Annotated in this window: 1 protein-coding gene and 1 pseudogene; both read right to left on the bottom strand. The window is 68.6% G+C overall.

Features of this window, described 5'->3' with window-relative positions; genetic code table 11:
* Positions 1 to 473: GNAT family N-acetyltransferase (locus AB0N06_RS39040; RefSeq protein ID WP_366139402.1), on the bottom strand; the 473-nt coding region annotated here is incomplete at its 3' end.
* 174 nt (positions 474 to 647) lie between these two features.
* A pseudogene (locus AB0N06_RS39035) lies at positions 648 to 824 on the bottom strand (IS5/IS1182 family transposase); the annotation flags it as partial.
* Positions 825 to 1,021 lie beyond the last annotated feature (197 nt).

Genomic DNA, 1,021 nt, shown 5'->3' with positions numbered 1-1,021 from the left:
GCCTCCCGGCGCATCCCGAGGCGCTCACAGACCCGCACAGACCCGGTGTTCTCCACATCCAGCCGTGCGTAGAGCCGGTGCACGCCCAGCGTGTCGAAGGCAAACCCGGCCAGCGCCGCGGCCGCCTCGGTCGCGTAGCCGTGCCCCTGGTGACCTGGGTCGAGAGTCCAGCCGATCTCGGCCTGGGCGGCGCGGGCATCGGCCAGGCCGAGGCTCACCTCGCCAAGGACGCCGGGCTCATCGCGTCGGCAGACAGCGAGCGACAGCTTGTCCCCGTCGGCGCGCCAGGCCGTCTGCGCCGCGCGCTCGGCGGCAACCTGCTCGCTGCGCTCACGCGTGTGCGCCGGCCGGTACAAGTAGCGCGCCACGCTCGGCAGGCTCTGGTAGGCGTACAGGTCGTCGGCGTCGCCGGGAGTGAACAGACGCAGCGACAACCGGGCCGTGGTCAACGGCAGCAGCGAGGCGATGTCCATACGGACCTCCAGGACGCGGATGTGGATCAAGTTGCGGACTGATTTTCGCATCACGACTGCCCGGCAGCCACGCCTTTTCAAGAGCAGCGCTCGGTAGCCGCACTTCACCACGAGGCGCGGCATTCCAGGAGTTGTTTACTGACCCACGCTCCTAAGACCGACCGGCAGTAGGCATCACTTGAGGCGGCGGGTGGTGGGCCGGGTGTCCCAGCGGTACAGCGTCGTCGCGCGGCGGATGAGCATGCGGAGCGTGACGATCGCTGCGGCGAGGCGGAGGTAGAAGTCCACCGCCTTGCCACTCTTCTCGGTGCAGCGCCGCAGCTTGCCGTAGCCGTTCATTCATGCCTTTGAGGCACCGGGGGAGGAACACCTGCCGCCACGCCCTGTGTGAGGGACGCCACACCCGAAACCCGCACAACCTCCCGCCCTTCCCGAAGGTCTGGGTCGGCGGTGGGCGGACATGGCGCACCGGTGCCCCGAGTGCCCGCCCCATCAAGCTGAACGATTCCCCCTTCGCGCCAGTGTCTTGAGATTTCATCCTGCTGAGC

It is taken from the genome of Streptomyces sp. NPDC051020 (genome assembly GCF_040683105.1).
Taxonomy (GTDB): domain Bacteria; phylum Actinomycetota; class Actinomycetes; order Streptomycetales; family Streptomycetaceae; genus Streptomyces.
This window is presented reverse-complemented; position numbering and strand designations above follow the sequence as displayed.